Annotated in this window: 18 protein-coding genes; 9 read left to right on the top strand and 9 right to left on the bottom strand. The window is 67.9% G+C overall.

What is annotated here, in order from left to right:
* A partial coding sequence (locus tag ABH933_RS18830; RefSeq protein ID WP_429420216.1) for a MarR family transcriptional regulator occupies positions 1–239 on the top strand: 239 nt, incomplete at its 5' end.
* A 1-nt stretch (position 240) separates the two neighbouring features.
* Here the strand turns inward: ABH933_RS18830 and ABH933_RS18825 are convergent.
* A complete protein-coding gene (locus ABH933_RS18825; RefSeq protein WP_429420218.1) occupies positions 241–729 on the bottom strand; it encodes a MarR family winged helix-turn-helix transcriptional regulator in 489 nt (162 codons plus the stop codon).
* A gap of 78 nt (positions 730–807) precedes the next feature.
* On the opposite strand from ABH933_RS18825, the gene ABH933_RS18820 reads away from it, so the two are divergent.
* Positions 808–1173: an antibiotic biosynthesis monooxygenase family protein gene (locus tag ABH933_RS18820; protein WP_429420220.1), complete on the top strand. Its 366-nt coding sequence runs from the start codon at positions 808–810 to the stop codon at positions 1171–1173.
* A gap of 156 nt (positions 1174–1329) precedes the next feature.
* Here ABH933_RS18820 and ABH933_RS18815 read toward each other — a convergent pair whose 3' ends face one another.
* Positions 1330–2799, bottom strand: a complete 1470-nt coding sequence (locus ABH933_RS18815; RefSeq protein ID WP_429420221.1) for a flavin-containing monooxygenase — start codon at positions 2797–2799, stop codon at positions 1330–1332.
* An 81-nt stretch (positions 2800–2880) separates the two neighbouring features.
* On the opposite strand from ABH933_RS18815, the gene ABH933_RS18810 reads away from it, so the two are divergent.
* Positions 2881–3942, top strand: coding sequence for an AraC family transcriptional regulator (locus ABH933_RS18810; protein ID WP_429420223.1), 1062 nt, complete (start codon positions 2881–2883; stop codon positions 3940–3942).
* Between the two features lie 13 nt (positions 3943–3955).
* Here ABH933_RS18810 and ABH933_RS18805 read toward each other — a convergent pair whose 3' ends face one another.
* The 4 genes from ABH933_RS18805 to ABH933_RS18790 all read right to left on the bottom strand — a co-directional run bounded on the left by ABH933_RS18805 (position 3956) and on the right by ABH933_RS18790 (position 6575).
* Positions 3956–4123, bottom strand: coding sequence for a hypothetical protein (locus ABH933_RS18805; protein WP_429420226.1), 168 nt, complete (start codon positions 4121–4123; stop codon positions 3956–3958).
* A gap of 38 nt (positions 4124–4161) precedes the next feature.
* Complete coding sequence (locus ABH933_RS18800) at positions 4162–4992, bottom strand: metallophosphoesterase (protein ID WP_429420229.1); 831 nt, start codon at positions 4990–4992, stop codon at positions 4162–4164.
* A 94-nt stretch (positions 4993–5086) separates the two neighbouring features.
* Positions 5087–5848 carry an RluA family pseudouridine synthase gene (locus ABH933_RS18795; protein ID WP_429420232.1) on the bottom strand — a complete coding sequence of 254 codons (762 nt, stop codon included), beginning with the start codon at positions 5846–5848 and terminating at the stop codon, positions 5087–5089.
* A gap of 115 nt (positions 5849–5963) precedes the next feature.
* Positions 5964–6575, bottom strand: a complete 612-nt coding sequence (locus tag ABH933_RS18790; protein ID WP_429420234.1) for a TetR/AcrR family transcriptional regulator — start codon at positions 6573–6575, stop codon at positions 5964–5966.
* A gap of 88 nt (positions 6576–6663) precedes the next feature.
* Between ABH933_RS18790 and ABH933_RS18785 the strand changes: the two genes are divergently transcribed.
* Genes ABH933_RS18785 through ABH933_RS18775 form a run of 3 tightly spaced genes read left to right on the top strand, consistent with a single transcriptional unit; the run spans position 6664 to position 8841 of the window.
* The gene (locus ABH933_RS18785; protein WP_429420236.1) at positions 6664–7353 is read left to right on the top strand and encodes an SDR family oxidoreductase; all 690 of its coding nucleotides are present in this window, start codon (positions 6664–6666) and stop codon (positions 7351–7353) included.
* The gene (locus ABH933_RS18780) at positions 7350–8345 is read left to right on the top strand and encodes an LLM class flavin-dependent oxidoreductase (protein ID WP_429420238.1); all 996 of its coding nucleotides are present in this window, start codon (positions 7350–7352) and stop codon (positions 8343–8345) included. The genes ABH933_RS18785 and ABH933_RS18780 overlap by 4 nt, the downstream gene beginning before the upstream one ends.
* Positions 8346–8358: 13 nt before the next feature.
* A complete protein-coding gene (locus ABH933_RS18775; RefSeq protein ID WP_429420240.1) occupies positions 8359–8841 on the top strand; it encodes a tautomerase family protein in 483 nt (160 codons plus the stop codon).
* A 27-nt stretch (positions 8842–8868) separates the two neighbouring features.
* Here the strand turns inward: ABH933_RS18775 and ABH933_RS18770 are convergent, their stop codons facing one another.
* Positions 8869–10647 carry an acyl-CoA dehydrogenase gene (locus tag ABH933_RS18770; protein ID WP_429420242.1) on the bottom strand — a complete coding sequence of 593 codons (1779 nt, stop codon included), beginning with the start codon at positions 10645–10647 and terminating at the stop codon, positions 8869–8871.
* 175 nt (positions 10648–10822) lie between these two features.
* Between ABH933_RS18770 and ABH933_RS18765 the strand changes: the two genes are divergently transcribed.
* Positions 10823–11050 carry a hypothetical protein gene (locus ABH933_RS18765; RefSeq protein ID WP_429420244.1) on the top strand — a complete coding sequence of 76 codons (228 nt, stop codon included), beginning with the start codon at positions 10823–10825 and terminating at the stop codon, positions 11048–11050.
* Positions 11051–11122: 72 nt separating this feature from the next.
* Here ABH933_RS18765 and ABH933_RS18760 read toward each other — a convergent pair whose 3' ends face one another.
* Together ABH933_RS18760 and ABH933_RS18755 are read right to left on the bottom strand one after the other, a co-directional pair.
* Entirely contained in the window at positions 11123–11692 is a 570-nt protein-coding gene (locus ABH933_RS18760) for a TetR/AcrR family transcriptional regulator (protein WP_429420246.1), read from the bottom strand.
* On the bottom strand, positions 11689–12915 hold the full coding sequence (locus ABH933_RS18755; RefSeq protein ID WP_429420248.1) for a cytochrome P450: 1227 nt from the start codon (positions 12913–12915) through the stop codon (positions 11689–11691). The genes ABH933_RS18760 and ABH933_RS18755 overlap by 4 nt, the downstream gene beginning before the upstream one ends.
* 226 nt (positions 12916–13141) lie before the next feature.
* Between ABH933_RS18755 and ABH933_RS18750 the strand changes: the two genes are divergently transcribed.
* Positions 13142–14368: a hypothetical protein gene (locus tag ABH933_RS18750; RefSeq protein ID WP_429420250.1), complete on the top strand. Its 1227-nt coding sequence runs from the start codon at positions 13142–13144 to the stop codon at positions 14366–14368.
* The gene (locus ABH933_RS18745; RefSeq protein WP_429420252.1) at positions 14365–15336 is read left to right on the top strand and encodes a glutamate ABC transporter substrate-binding protein; all 972 of its coding nucleotides are present in this window, start codon (positions 14365–14367) and stop codon (positions 15334–15336) included. Before ABH933_RS18750 ends, ABH933_RS18745 begins: the two co-directional genes overlap by 4 nt.
* The last annotated feature ends 2 nt before the right edge of the window (positions 15337–15338 follow it).

Raw genomic sequence — 15338 nt, 5'->3', positions numbered from 1 at the left:
CCTCCCAGGTGCTGCGCGCGCTCGAGCAGAAGGGCCTGCTCGAGCGCCGCGACCACCCCACCGACCGCCGCGCCCGATCCCTGGTGCCCACCGAATCCGGTGCGGCCCTGGTGAATCGCGCCATCCATGCGGTGGAGGAGTGCGACCGCGAATTCTTCGCACCCCTCGGCGATCACACCGGGGCCCTCACCGCCGCGCTGCGCCGACTCCGGGACCGCGACACCGGCGGCAAGGGCTAACTCACTGCGATTCCCGGCGGGCGCGCCGCCGGCGCTGCAACCCGGGGTGGATTCCGGCGGGGAGGTTTGCGTGGGCGGCGATGCGCTGGAGGAGGGGCAGGAGCAGCGTTCGTTCGGATTCGTCCAGGGGAGCGAGGATTTCGGATTCCAGGGCGTCGGCCTCGGATTGAATGGCCTTCAGCACTTCTCGTCCGTGATCGGTGAGGTGGACCGCGTGGGCACGACGGTCGTCGGGGTGGGGGCGCCGGGTTACCAGGGCGCGCTGCTCCAACTCGTCGACCAGACCGACCATTGCGTTGCGGTGCACCCGTAGTAGGTCCGCGAGTTCCTGCTGGCTGCGGCCATCCCCGGCGGCCAGGTTGCCCAGGACGGCGAAGTGGGCCGGGTTCAGATCCAGTCGTGCCAGCTGCTCGGTGAACCGGTCGGCCACGTGATGACCGATCTGCGACAACAGGAAGACCCCACGCGAGTCCAGCGGCCGGTTCACCATGATCTCACACTAGCAACTCAACGGGATTGCCACGATTGGTGATTGACATCTAGCGAGATTGTCATTTACGGTGACAATATGACGAACGCAAGCAACCCGGCCGTCCCCGACACCGACGCCCCGGTCACAGTGATCAACACGATGTCCGTACCCGCCGCGCAGCGGGACCTGTTCCTGGAGCGCTGGCGCGACAGTGCCCAGTACATGGCGGCCGCTGCCGGTTTCCGCCGAACTCGCATGTTCGAGGCGGTCGGTGCGACGGACGAGGCGGTCTTCGTCAATGTCGGAGACTGGGACAGCGGCGCCGCCCTGGGCAGCGCCCTCAGCACTCCGGAATGGCGCGAGCTGACGACCCGGATCCAGAACGATCTCGATCTCACCGCACGGCCGGCGGTCTACCGTCTCGCCCTCGAACTGGCGCCCGGCGAAATGTTGTCCCGGTGACCGCCGATCGGTAACTCGAAGTTTCAGCGCCCGGCCGGCTCGTACACAACACCGGTCGGCCGGGCATCAACCCGGCGGGGCCGAATACCTTGTCGGACAACAATTCACCAGGCACCGAAGAAGAGCGCAATCCGACGACAGGCCGACTCGCGTGGGTCAGCTGGAAGCCGTGTCGATCAGCTCGTAGTCCGCGAGATCCACTGAGCGAGTCCGCAAACGGTAGGCGGTGACCGTGCCGGGCCAATTGTTGGTGATGCGCCCCGCGGCGTTGCGGTACCAGCTGGAGCAGGCGGTCCACGGTGTGCGTTCGAGCCGGTGCTGGGTGTGCTCGTCGAAATCCCTTGCGACGCCGGGCTTCACCTCCAGGGCACGGCCCGGATGCGTAGCCAGGTAGCCCAGGGCCTTGCGGATGTAGCGGGCCTGGCATTCGATCATGTAGATGATCGAGCCGATGCCGAGATTGGTGTTGGGGCCGTAGAGCAGGAACATGTTCGGGAATTGCGGGACCGTCATGCCCAGGTAGGCGCGGGCGCCGCCGGACCAGGCGTCGGCGAGGTCGCGGCCGCCGCGGCCGAGAATGCGTATCGGCCAGAGGAATTCGCTGCCCTTGAAGCCGGTGCCGTAGACGATCACGTCCGCGGGATGCACCGCGCCGTCGGCGGTGCGGACCCCCTCGGGCACGATCCGATCGATCGGGGTGGTCTCGACGTCCACGGTGGGCAGGGTCAGGGCCGGGTAGTACTCGTTGGAGAACAGCACCCGCTTGCACAGCACCGGATAGTCCGGGGTGAGCTTGGCGCGCAGCTCGGGATCGACCACGTCGTGTTCCAGGCTCTTCCGGCACGCCAGGGCGAGCACGCGCCGCAGGACCGGCAGATCGGCCAGCCCGAGGGCGAAGAACTCCAGGAAGCACCACACCCAGAGGCGTTGCGCCAGACGCAATCCCGGCACGTATCGGAACAGCGCGTGATGGATCGGCAGGTACTCCCGGTCGGTGCGGCGCAGCACCCAGGGCGCGGTGCGCTGGAAGACCGTCAGCCGCGCCACCTTCGGGGCGATCGCGGGCACGAATTGGATTGCGCTGGCGCCGGTTCCGATAACGGCGACCCTCCGGCCCGACAGCTCGGCCGAGTGGTCCCACTGCGCCGAGTGGAACGACGGACCCCGGAAGCTCTCGCGCCCCGGAATATCGGGCAGCCGCGGCCGCGAGAGCTGACCGACGGCACAGATCAGTACGTCGGCGGAGTACTCCGTACCCTCGGCGGTGCGCACGGTCCAGACCCCGGCGGACTCGTCGAAGGCCGCCTCGGCGACCTCGGCCCCGAATCGGATCCGTTCCAGCAGCCGATGGCGTTGCGCGAGCCCGTCGAGATACTTCCGGATCTCCTCGGCGCCCGAAAATCGGTGCGGCCAGTCCGCCCGCGGCGCGTAGGAGTACGAATACAGCGGCGAGGGCACATCGCACGCCGCGCCCGGATAGGTGTTCTCCCGCCATACCCCGCCCGCCGCGGTCGCCCGCTCCAGAATGGTGAAGTTGTCGAACCCGCTGCGCCGCAGTTCCATTGCCATGCCGAGGCCGCCGAATCCGGCGCCTATGATGATGACCGATGGTGTCGTTGTCGACATAGCGATCTCCTGACGTGGGTGTTCACTCCACTCTAGGCAGTCGCCGACCGCATTATCGAGATATTCGGCCATAATCGTCGTATGGCAACGGTGCAGCATCCCGGAATTCGCGACTGGGATTTCCCGCGGGGCGTAGCGAGCGTCGCGCTCATGGTGGGTTACGCGCGCGAACACGGGGTCCCGGCCGTGGCGATGCTGCGCGGCACCGCCCTCACCGAACGCATCCTGGCCGATCCCGACGCCCAGATCGACGCGCACACCGAGCTGACCGTGATCCGCAATCTGGTGCGAGCCCTGGGCGGGCGACGCCCCACGATGGGCGTGGAGGTGGGCCGCCGCTATCACATCACCACCTTCGGAATCTTCGGCTTCGCCTGCGTCAGCAGCCCGACCCTGGGCGACGCGATCGCCTTCGCGCTGCGTTACCTGGAACTGAGCTTCACCTTCTGCCTGCCGGTCGTGCGCTCGGAACCGGGCGAATTCGTCGCCGACGTCCACGACGAGCTGGTCCCTGCTGACGTGCGGCGCTTCCTGGTCGAGCGCGACGTGCTGGCCATGCATCAGGTGATGAGCGATCTGCTGGGCCGTCCGCTCACGCTGCTGCGGGCCGAATTCGACTATCCGGAACCGGAATACGCGGGCGCCCTCGCCGAAATCGTCGGCGTGCGACCGCTTTTCGGACGACCGCAGAATCTGTTCTCGCTCGACCCGGCGCTGCTGGACCAGCCGCTACCGCAGGCCAACGAGCACACCTGGGCGATGTGCCTGGCGCAGTGCCGAGAGCTCGTGCACCGCCGCGGCGCCCGCACCGGCATCGCCTCCCAGGTGCGCGAATGCCTGGTCCCCCGGGGCGGCGCCGACGGCTACGCCGCCCCGCTGGGCATCGATGCGGTGGCCCGCGACCTCAATATGAGCACCCGAACCCTGCGCCGCCACCTCGACGCCTCCGGCACCAGCTATCGCGCCCTCCTGGACGAGGTGCGCCGCACCCTGGCCGAGGAAATGCTCACCGCCACCCCGCTTTCGGTCAGCGACGTCGCGATCCGCCTCGGCTACGCGGAGGCCTCGACGTTCATCTTCGCCTTCAAGCGCTGGACCGGCACGACCCCCGCCTCCTACCGCCGCGAGCGGGTGCGCAGGTAGCCCCGTGACACCGTCACGAGCGGCTTCGGCTGGCGGGCGAGGTTTCGCCGGGCGCCAACGGTGCACCGACCGCGCAGGCCAGCGCGAATGCGGTCACCGGTCGCCCGGCCGCCGCGGTACCCACACCCAGGTCCGCACCGATGGACGGCAACACGATGGACAGCAACCTGCTCGCACGCACCGCCCCAGTCTGGCCGTTACCACCGACAAGCGGGAGCATCACAGCGTGGCGACGCTGCCGCCCATGGGGACCGGGCGGTGCAGGGTCGTGAGGCGCCCGTCCTGCACCGCGTGCAGCAGTACCGCCGGGTCCGCCGCGTAATCGACGGGGAAGTCGTCGGGCGCACCGACCTCCCAGGCGCCGCCGATCACCGAGGAAATGCCGGGCGCGACGATCAGCGGCTTGCCGCCGAACACGCTGACTCCCATCGCATGTGTGTGCCCGGCGAGCACGCCGAGGATGCGGTGGTCCGCCGCGACGATCTGCTCGAGCCAGGTCGGGTTGGCGAGGCGAATCGGATCGCACACCGTGCTGTGCATGGGTATCGGCGGGTGATGCAGCGCCACGAGCACCGCGTCGTTGTCGGGGGTCGCGCGCAGCAGATCGGTCAACCAGGCGAACGTGTCGTCGTCCAGTTCGCCGCCGCCCTCGCCGGGCACCGTCGAATCCAGCAGCGCCACCGTCACACCGTCCAGGCGCATCGCCTGGTTGATCGGTTCGGCCGAGGCCGGTTCGCCCAGCACGACCTCGCGCAGATTCGAGCGATCGTCGTGATTGCCCGGCAGCACCCACAGCGGGACCGGCGAACGCAGCGCCGCCAGGGCCTGTTCGTACTGTTCGGCCTTGCCCGAATCGGTGATGTCGCCGGTGACCAGGATCGCGTCGGGCTTGCGCGGCAGCGTGGCCAGATAGGCCATCACGCGTTCGACACGTTCGGTATTGCGCGCCTGCAGATTGAAGTGGGTGTCGCTGAGCTGAGCCAACAGAATCACGGCGTTCGCTTTCTCGTGGGAATCGCGCCATTGCGCCCGAGCGTGCCTGGTCGGCACCTCATCAGGGTAGATTGCCGATTGCTATGAAGTCTTCATGAGACGCGCCACCAAATATAGCGAAAAGGTATGAATCCGCGGCGCTGCCGGCGAATCACGCTTGGGTGACGCCGTCGAGCAGGGTCGCTGGATCGTCCGTGAGCTGTGTCCCGCCGACCGTCCAGAAATCCGGCCCGGGCGCGGCCTCCAGCGCGAGCTCGCCACCGTCGCGCCACGACGCGTCGAGCCGCAGCCGCCACGAATGCAGGTGCGTCCGTTGGTAGGCGCCGGACTTGTCGAACAGCGGGTCACCGGCGATCGGATGCCCGATCCAGGCCAGGTGCACCCGAATCTGATGACGACGTCCCGTGATCGGCCGCACCGCCAGCACCGTGTGCTCCGCGCCGCGCAGCACGGTCGTGAACTCGGTGCGCGACGGATAGTTCTTGCCTGCCAGCAGATCTCGTTCCGCGACGGACCAGGTATCACCGTCGCGAACGATGGCCTCGCGCGGCGCGGCGATTCGCACCCGGTTCTTGCGTCCCACGCTCAGCGGCAACTCGATGACGCCGGAATCGGGCAGCCCGGTGGACGCGGTGACCGCCAGATACGCCTTCTCGGCGGTGCGCTTGTTGAATTGCCGCGTCAGTTCTCCGTGCGCGGCCAGTTCCTTGGCCAGCAACACCAGCCCCGAGGTGACCTTATCGATCCGATGCACCGGATACAGCGTCTCGCCGTGCTCGGCGGCCAGCCGCACGATATCGGTATCGTGCCGCTCTCCCGTCACCGAGATCCCGGCGGGCTTGTTCAGCGCCAGCACCGCCGCATCCTCCTCGAGGAAGGCTTGTTTGCGCAGCTCCGGCCAGTCCACATCCACCGGACCACCCTAACCGCGTTGAACGCCGGCGCTGCTTGGCACACACCTGACCCCGGCAATGGCACCGTAGTCACACCGCGGGCGCGGACTCAACCGCGACCGATACGACGAAGCGCTAATGGGAGTCGCCGCTCGAGGATGTCGGTGACGATTCGGGGAGTAGGGCGTCGACGATCTCGCTGAGTTCTCGCCGCGTCGGCGGCGCGCCGGTGAGTAGCACCTGCTGGATGATCAGCGCCGGTCCGATGCGTGCGGTCAGCGGCGGGAGGGTGCTCGCGTCGAACTCGCCGTTGGCTTCGGCGTCCCGCAGGATGGCGTCGATCACCCGTATCCGTGGGGCGATCAACTTCTCGGCATATATGGCTCGCAGTTCAGGCTCGCGCAGGACTTGGCCGAGGATATCCAGCCCCGGAAACGTCGTTCTGCCCGCCATGACGTCGCCGATCGCGATGAGCACGGACAGCAGGTTCTGTCGGCTCGAGCGCTCGGCCCGCGGCTCGGGGAGTGGGGGCAGTGCATGAAGCAAGGCGGCCAGCACCAGCGCCTGTTTGGTGGGCCAGCGCCGATACAGGGCCGCCTTGCCGGTCTGGGCGCGTGCCGCGATCGCCTCCATGGCGAGTCGGCCATACCCGACGTCCGTCAGCTCCGCCAGTGTTGCGGCATACAGGGCGTGCTCGAGCTCTTCGCCGCGCCGGCGACTGCGCGTGACTCCACTCTTGTTCGACATTCGACAATAGTAGCCGCTTGCGTTCCCTATTCTCCGGGCATACGCTGACAGCGATAGTGAACGTAAGCGTCTACAAAAGGACGATGTCATGCAGTTGACGGGCAACACGATCCTGGTGACCGGCGGTGGCACTGGAATCGGCCGAGGTTTGGCCACGGCGCTACACCGATTGGGCAATCGGGTAGTCATCGCGGGGCGACGGCGAGCGCCGTTGCAGGCCGTCGTGAGCGCGAACCCGGGAATGCAGTATCTGCAGTTGGATCAGGGTGACTCCGATGACATCCGGCGATTCACCGTCGAGCTGACCGACCGCTTTCCGGACCTCGACGTCGTGATCAACAACGCCGGTGTCTCGCACGTCGAGGACCTGACCACCGGTGACACCGCGAGGGCACAGGCGATCGTGGAGGTGAATCTACTCGGGCCGATCCGGCTGACCTCGGCGTTGTTGCCCGCATTGGTGAGCCGGCCGCGCGCCGCGATTCTCAATGTCACGTCCGGGCTGGCGTTCGCGCCGAACGCCAGCATGCCGACATATTGCGCGACCAAGGCCGCGCTGCATTCCTACACGCAGTCCCTGCGTTTTCAGTTGCGCGACACCGCGGTTCAGGTGATCGAAATAGTCCCGCCGCGGGTGCAGACCGAACTCGCGGACGGGCTGGGTCTCGACCCCGACACGCTGATGCCGCTGAATTCCTATGTCGCCGAGACGATGTCGTTGCTGCAGACGCAGCCGCAGGCCGACGAGATCGTGGTGGAAGTGGTGAAACCGCAGTGAAGATCTCCGCGCATTTTGCGACGTCTCTGGATTCACCAGCGCATATCGCCGTTGCCGAACAACTCGGTTATGACCGCGCCTGGCTGCATGACGCGCCGCATCAGGGACCGGATGTATGGATGATGCTGGCGTTGGCGGCCGCGCGAACCGAGCGCATCGGGCTCGGGCCCGCCGTCCTCGTACCGGCGCTGCGGCACCCGATGGTCAACGTCGCGGGGGCGGCAGGGCTGTCGGCGATGGCGCCGGGGCGGGTGGCGGTGGCGTTCGGTACGGGTCACTCCGGCGCCAGGGCGATCGGAGCCAAGGCCGCGACGTGGACGTATCTGACCGATTACGTGAGAACATTCCGGGCCTTGCTACGCGGCGAAACCGTCGACTGGAACGGACACCGTATGCGGATGTTGCATCCCGAGGGCCACGCGCCTCGTAGACCGATCGACGTGCCGGTACTGATCTCGGCGTACGGCCCCAAGGGGCTCGGTGTGGCAAAGGAATTGGGCGACGGCCTGTTCACCAAGGGTGATACCGGCTCCGCCGAGGACTTCACCTGGGTCAGCATGCCCGCGCACGGAACGGTCCTCGATCCCGGGGAGGCCCTGGACTCCCCACGCGTCGCCGCGGCGGCCGGCCCCGGAAATGCGCTTGCCTACCATTCGGCCTACGAATTCGGCGGAGATCTCACTGCGATGCCCGCGGGCAGAGTGTGGCTCGACGCCATCAACCAAGTGCCCGAGGCCGACCGCCATTTCGTCATTTTCGACCAGCACCTGGTCGGCTTCAGTGAGGCAGATCGGGCGGCCTGGGAGGCCGGCAGCTGGGCCGCGATACCCGCCACCACACTGACCGGCACCGCCGATGAACTCGCCCGCCGCCTGGTGGCGATCGAACGAGGCGGTGTCACCGAAATCATCTACCAGCCAACAGGTCCGGACATTGCCGCCGAGCTGGCAGCGTTCATTGCCGTCGCCAAGCAGGCGAGCCCGGACAACTAGAGAGGAAACCACCGTGCCGACGTACGAGTGCTACAACCATCGAGGTCAGGTCGACTCCGCCGCCAAGGCACAGCTCGCCGCGGGGATTGCGCGGATCCACCACGAAGTCACCGGAGCTCCGATCGCGTTGATTCAGTGCGTATTTCACACTCTCGATCCGGACGATCATTTCATCGGCGGACAATCGGCTCCCGCCCACGGGGTGTGGGTGTATGGGCACATTCGCAGCAAGCGGACGGGTGATCGCAATAAACGCATCGCGGCCGGAATCACCGATCTCCTCACCCGAGCGCTGCACATCCCCTCAGCGGCGGTGTGGGTGTATCTGAATGAGCTTTTCCACGGCGACATGGTCGAATTCGGCCGCGCTCTGCCCGAACCGGGAGCCGAGCGAAGCTGGTTCGAAAACCTCCCGCCGGAGGTGCACGATTGCCTCGTCGCGCCGGACCACAACACCGGCTCCGGCGATCCGGGACCGGGAACAACGGGGGAGTAGTCCCCTCTCCCGATCTCCGTGACGGGATCACAACCAGGACGGATCCAGGTCCAAGGTGGTGCGGTCGAGGCTGTCGAGTAGATCGAAAAGCGGTGTGGTGCGCGGTAATTCCCAGCGGTAGAAGTACCGGGCCGCGGCGCGCTTGCCGTGGTGGAAGGCGGTGTCGTGGCCGTGTGCGGCGATCGCCTGTTCGAGCCAGATCCAGGCCAGCACGACGTGGCCGAACGCCTCCAGATACGCCGCCGAATTGGCCAGCGCCGTCTCCGGATCCATGTCCTTCCACAGCAGGGCGGTGCTGGTGGCGATGCGACCGGTGGCCCGGGCCAGATCGTCGCCGAAGTTGCCGAGTTCGGCGTCGCCGGTGGCTCCGGCCGCCGCGACCGTCTCGCCGATGGTGTCCAGCAGCAGCGAGAGCGCGGCCCCGTTCTCGGCGGTGACCGCCCGGCCGAGCAGGTCCAGACTCTGAATGCCGTGTGTGCCTTCGTGAATCGGGTTCAGGCGGTTGTCCCGGTAGTGCTGTTCGACGTCGTAGTCGCGGGTGTAGCCCGCGCCACCGTGCACCTGGATGGCCAGGTCGTTGGCCGCCAGGCACCACTGGCTGGGCCAGCTCTTGGCGATCGGGGTCAGCACGCGTAGCAGCGTTTCCGCACGGGTGCGCTCGGATTCGGTTGCGGCGCTGCGCCGATCGTCGATGAGGGTCGCGCAGTACAGTTGCAGCGCCAGCGAGCCCTCGACATAGGACTTCTGCGCCAACAGCATTCGCCGCACGTCGGGGTGGTCCGCGATCGGCACCTGCGGGCCGCCCTTGACGCCGATCGGCCTGCCCTGGGGACGGGCGCGGGCGTAGTCCAGCGCCTTGAGGTAGCCGGTGTAACCCATCGCGGTCGCGGCGAGCCCGATGCCCAGGCGCGCCTCGTTCATCATGTGGAACATGTAGGCCAGCCCCTGATTCGGCTCGCCGACCAGGTAGCCCACGGCCCCGGACCTGCCGCCGGGAGTGAACGCGCCGTCGCCGAAGACCGGCGCGGTGTTGACCGTACCGCGCCAGCCCATCTTGTGGTTGATGCCCGCCAGCACGACGTCGTTGTGTTCTTGGCCCGCAAGGTATTTCGGCACGATGAACAGCGAGATGCCGCGCGTGCCTCCGGGTCCGCCCGGAATCTTGGCCAGTACCAGATGGACGATGTTCTCCGAGAGTTCGTGATCGCCGCCGGAGATCCACATCTTGCGGCCGAACAGCCGGTAGGTGCCGTCGTCCTGGGGTTCGGCGCGGGTGGTGATGTCCGCGAGGTTCGAGCCCGCCTGCGGCTCGGACAGCGCCATGGTGCCGAAGTAGCGGCCCTCCACCATCGGCAGCACGAACTGCTCGATCTGCTCGTCCGAGGCGTGGGCGGCGAGCAGGTTCGCATTGCCCATGGTGAGCATCGGATAGCTGGTGGTGGCGGCGTTCGCGGCGTAGAACCACGCCATGCACGCGGTGAAGATCGTGTGCGGCAGTTGCATGCCGCCCAACCGCTCGCTCATCGCCGCACCGATCAGGCCGGCCTCGGCGAACGCGTCCAGGGCCTGCTTCACCTCGGGCAGGATGTGCACCTTCTCGCCGTCGAAGGTGGGCTCGTGCAGGTCGCTCGCGCGGTTGTGTGGGGCGAAATACCGCGTCGCGAGCTCTCGCGACAGGTCCAGCACCTGGTCGAAGGTCTCCCGGGAGTGCTCGGAGTACAGTTCTCGCTCGGTCAGCCGCGCGGTGTCCAGCCAGTCGTAGAGCAGGAACTCGAGGTCGCGCGCGGACATGATGAGCGAATCCATATGTCCACCCTCCTGATCCGCGGCCCCGCGCGCAAGCCGTGATTCCCGGCGGCCGGCAGCGTATCGAACCGGCTCGTCGCCCGAAGTGGACCCTTCGGTTGGTTTCGGGGATTCGACTGGCATCATCTAATGGTCAGATGTGGTACCGATCTTTGATTTCGAGAGAGGAACTCGCATGCGATTTGTCAAGACAGGTGTCTTAGCTATTGCGCTGACCGGGGCGTCCATCATCGGGGCCGGTGCTGCGCACGCCGACCAGAGCATCACGGTGACCGCCAATCTGCTGCACTGCGCGACAACGGCCGGCATCAATGCATCCACGCTGACGCACGCCAAGATCGGTGACAAGATCACTGTCTCCGATGCCACCTACTCCCAGCTGAAAGCGCACAGCTGCGTGTAACCGGTTCCCGCGGTCGTCCTGGCCGTCACAGGCCAGGACGACCGCTCGTTCTCGCGGGTGAGCCCGGCGCGTTCAGGGCTGGGCGGGGATGAAAAGGGGGGCGATGAAGCGGCGCAGCATCTCCCGCTCCTGCGCCTCGTCGCGGCCCGGGACCGTCAGCAGCGAGACGATCACCCGGGTCAGCCAGCGCGCCAGCAGCGACAGCTCGCCCTCGTCGGGCAGGGCGTCCGTGCCGAACAGCGAGGCGGCGATGCCCTCGATGACCTGCGAGGTCTGCGCGATCTCGAGGGTCAGGCCCGCGTCGTCGGGGCGGAACCAGGCGATCAGCAGCGGATCCGCGCGCACCTCCCGCAGGCTGGCCGCGATCCCCGCGACGGCCCGCTCGCCAGGATCGGCGATGTCCCGGATCTCCTGGCTCACCCGGGCGCCGACGCGGCGGGCCTCGCGGTGCACGAAGGCCAGCTGCACCGCCTGGCGGCTGTCGAAATAGCGGTACAGCGTCGCGCGCGAGCAGCCGGCGGCCTTGGCGATGTCGGCCATCTGGGTGGCGGCGACCCCGCGTTCGGCGAACAGCCGCGCCGCGGCGTCCAGGATGCGTTCGGCCGCGCGCAGCGACCGCGGTTCGCCCAGCCAGTCCGTCATGCGGTAACCGTAAACGGCACGCTGATCGGCCACCGCACGTAGCTGCCGTCCGAATACCGCACATTCTCGATGTCGACGGTGAAATCCGGGCAGCGGGCCAGCAATTCGGTCAGCGCGATCGTGGCCTGCATGCGCGCCGCGGCCGCGCCGAGACAGTGATGGTTGCCGTTGCCGAAGGTCATGATGTTGCGCGGGTTCCGGGTGATGTCGAGTTCGGCGGCGTCGGAACCGAATTCGCGCTCGTCGCGATTGGCCGAGGCGTAGAGCAGCAGCACCCGCCGGCCCGCGGGGATGACGCCGTCGTCGAGCTCGACGTCGCGGGTCGTGGTGCGCGCCAGGCCCTGCACGGGCGAGGTGAGCCGCAGGAACTCGTCGATCGAGCCGGGGATCAGACCCGGGTCCGCGAGCAGCCGCGCGCGCTGTTCGGGGTAGCGGGTCAGCAATTGCACCGCGCCGCCGAGGTTTCCGGTGGTGGTGTCGTTGCCGCCGCTCACCATGGTGAAGGCGAACCCGATGATCTGCAGGATCTCCCCGATGTCGCCGTCCGCGCCCAGCCCGGAGGCCACCAGGTGGGAGATGGTGTCCTCGCCCGGCGCGGCGCGGCGCTTGTCGATCAGTCCCGTGAAGTACTGCATCAGCTCGGTCACCGCGGCCTGCGCGTTCAGCACGCCGTCCGGTCCGGTCGCCGACGCCGCGACGATCGCCTCGCTCCACTCGTCGAACTTGGCCCGATCCTCCTCGGGCACACCGAGATAGTGCGCCACGACCATGGTGGGCAGCGGTTTGAACAGCTCGGCGGAGATGTCACCGCCGCTCGCGGCGCGCAGCCGCTCGATCCGCTCGACGACGAAATCCCTTACCGCGGGGCTGATCTCCTGCACCTGGCGCGGGGTGAAGCCCTTGGCGACGCGGCGGCGGAAGACGGTGTGATCCGGCGGATCGGTGAATACGAACGGCCGGTTGTCCCCGAGGCCGATCTCGCTCAGGTTGTTGTAGTCGACGGTCAAACCCTGTGCCGAGGAGAAGGTTTCGGGATCTCGCACGGCCTCGTAGATGTCGCGGTAGCGCGACAGCACGTAGTAGTCCTCGTTCTCGCGCCCGGTGGGGACGACGTGATGTACCGGATCGTGCTCCCGCAGTGCGGCGTACATCGTCCAGGGGTCGTGCCAGGTGTCGCCGGAGCGCAGTTCGAAGCGCGCCCCTTGAGACAAAACATCGCTCATGTCTCGACGTTAAGGCAGGTGACAACATATGTCTACAGTTGAAATCGTTCGGCGAACCCTCAGCCGCTCCCGTACGATCGCGTTCGAGACTCCGGCGCCGGGCGGGGAGCCGGATGACGCGATCGTCCGGCCTGCCCTCGGATCCGGATGTCGCGCACGGCATGTCAGGAGGGGAGGGAGCTTGGTACCTCGTCTACCAGCACCGGTTCGCAGGGGTGCGAACTGGTTGCGGCGGATCGCCGCGACCACCCCCGGGGTGATCGTGGCAATCGCCGCTGCCGCGGTCGTGCTGTGCCTGGTCACCGGCCTGGTGTGCGCCAACGAGCTCAACGGTAAGACCAGTCGCCGCGACACCACCCTGGCTCGCTCCGAGCCGCTGGACAATGCGGCGCAGAACCTCTACGTGGCGCTGTCGCAGGCCGACGCCTCCGCGGCCACTGCATTCCTCACCGGCGGAATCGAATCCCCGCAGATCCGGGCGCAGTACCAGCAGGCCCTCGCCGACGCCGCCGATGCGCTGGCCACCGCGACCGCCGGGGCGAACGACCCGCAGACCCGGCGCATCGTCGGCGAGATCGACGCGGACCTGCCCGCCTACACCGGCCTCGTCGAATCGGCGCGGGCGAACAACCGGCAGGGCTTCCCGGTCGGTTCGGCGTACCTGCGCGAGGCCTCGGGGCTGATGCAGAAGTCGCTGCTGCCCAGCGCCGCCGAGCTCACCACCGATCGTTTCGCCGCGGTCCGCGCCGACCAGCGCGCCCTCACCGGGCCGCCGTGGCTGGCGATCGGGCTGCTGGTCCTGGTGCTCGGGGGCGCGGTCCTGGGCACCCGAATCCTGCAGCGGCGCACCAACCGTCTGTTCAACCTCGGCCTGCTCGCCGCCGCGGTCGCCGCGGCGGTGGCGCTGCTGTGGATCGTCGCGGCCACCCTCGTCTCGACCACCTCGGTCGACACCGGAGGGTCCGGCCCCACCACGCGCACCGAAAATCTGGCCCAGGCACGAATTCTGGGGCAGCAGGCCCGCACCGACGAGACTCTCGAGCTGATCACCCGCGGCGATACCACGACCACCGAGGCCGACTTCACCGACAAGACCACCCAGCTGCGTGCCCGGCTGACCGCCGGAGCCGGGGCGAGTTCGCCGCTGCTGGGCCAGCTCTCGGATTGGATGACGGGGCACGGCAGACAGGTTACGAGCTACAACGCGGCGAACTTCCCGGCCGCGGTCGACCAGGCGATCGGCGCCGCGCCCAAGGCTTCGGTCACCACCTTCACCACCCTGGACACTTCCGTGCGCGATCACCTGGATCAGACCCGGGTACAGCTGCGCGGGCAGATCTCCGCGGCCGGAGACGCCTGGATCGGCAGCGCCGAGGGCACACTGGTGTTGATGATAATCGCGGCCGCCGCCGTCGTCGCCGGACTGTGGCCGCGGTTGAAGGAGTTCCAGTGAGGCGCGCACGACTGGGCCGGTCGGTGGCCGCGCTGGTGGCCACCGGGCTGCTGGCGGGCTGCGGCGCGTACGCGGCGGTGCCGAATAACCCGTCGATGGCGCCGGTGCGGCCGCTGCCGCCCGACAGCCAGCCGATCACCCCCTCCGCCGACGCCGGCGGACACTGCTCCGATTTGACGGCCAGCTACCCGCCGACCTCGGGCGACTTCGCGCCGGACAGCACGATGGCGCGGATCGTGGCCAAGGGCCGGCTCACGGTCGGGGTCGACCAGAACACCTATCTGTTCGGGTTCCGCAATCCCGGCACCGGACAGCTGCAGGGCTTCGACATCGACCTGGCGCGCGAGATCGCCCGGGCCCTGTTCGGCGACCCGAACCGGATCGAGCTGCGCTCGGTGTCCACGGCCCAGCGGGTACCCTCGCTGACCGACCATCAGGTGGACCTGGTGGTCCGCACGTTCTCCGTCACCTGCGACCGGCGCAACGACGTCGACTTCTCGGGTGTGTATTTCACTGCGCCGCAACGCATTCTGGCCGCGCGCAATTCCGGCATCAACTCCGCGGCCGATCTGAGCGGCAAGCGGGTGTGCGTCACGGTGGGTGCCGACTCGGCGGATCGGCTGTTCGCGCTACATCTGCCGAAACCGCCGAGCGTGCTGGGCGTGACGAACTGGACCGACTGCCTGGTGGCGCTGCAGCAGGGCCAGGTGGACGCGGTCAGCACCGATGAACCGATTCTCGCCGGGCTGGCCGCGCAGGACGGCAACCTCCAGATCGTCGGCGGCGCACTGGGATACGAGGACTACGCGGTCGGGGTGCCGAAGGGCGAGCGGGACATGGTCGGCTACGTCAACGGCGTGCTCGACCGCCTGCGCGGGAACGGCACCTGGCAGCGGCTGTACGACGCAGACCTGAGCGCGCTGGGCTCCTCGCCCGGCCCGCCCCAGCCCGATTACAGCCGGCGATGAGA

It is taken from the genome of Nocardia sp. GP40 (assembly GCF_050434125.1).
GTDB classification, from domain to species: Bacteria; Actinomycetota; Actinomycetes; order Mycobacteriales; family Mycobacteriaceae; genus Nocardia; species Nocardia albiluteola.
Note: the sequence above shows the minus strand (reverse complement) of the source record. Positions and strands in the feature narration are given on the sequence as shown.

Bases quoted from the DNA above. Each gene is read 5' to 3' on its own strand.
- ABH933_RS18825 (WP_429420218.1), bottom strand. From the start codon at position 729: ATGGTGAACCGGCCGCTGGACTCGCGTGGGGTCTTCCTGTTGTCGCAG.
- ABH933_RS18820 (WP_429420220.1), top strand. From the start codon at position 808: ATGACGAACGCAAGCAACCCGGCCGTCCCCGACACCGACGCCCCGGTC.
- ABH933_RS18815 (WP_429420221.1), bottom strand. From the start codon at position 2,799: ATGTCGACAACGACACCATCGGTCATCATCATAGGCGCCGGATTCGGC.
- ABH933_RS18810 (WP_429420223.1), top strand. From the start codon at position 2,881: ATGGCAACGGTGCAGCATCCCGGAATTCGCGACTGGGATTTCCCGCGG.
- ABH933_RS18790 (WP_429420234.1), bottom strand. From the start codon at position 6,575: ATGTCGAACAAGAGTGGAGTCACGCGCAGTCGCCGGCGCGGCGAAGAG.
- ABH933_RS18785 (WP_429420236.1), top strand. From the start codon at position 6,664: ATGCAGTTGACGGGCAACACGATCCTGGTGACCGGCGGTGGCACTGGA.
- ABH933_RS18770 (WP_429420242.1), bottom strand. From the start codon at position 10,647: ATGGATTCGCTCATCATGTCCGCGCGCGACCTCGAGTTCCTGCTCTAC.
- ABH933_RS18765 (WP_429420244.1), top strand. From the start codon at position 10,823: ATGCGATTTGTCAAGACAGGTGTCTTAGCTATTGCGCTGACCGGGGCG.
- ABH933_RS18760 (WP_429420246.1), bottom strand. From the start codon at position 11,692: ATGACGGACTGGCTGGGCGAACCGCGGTCGCTGCGCGCGGCCGAACGC.
- ABH933_RS18755 (WP_429420248.1), bottom strand. From the start codon at position 12,915: ATGAGCGATGTTTTGTCTCAAGGGGCGCGCTTCGAACTGCGCTCCGGC.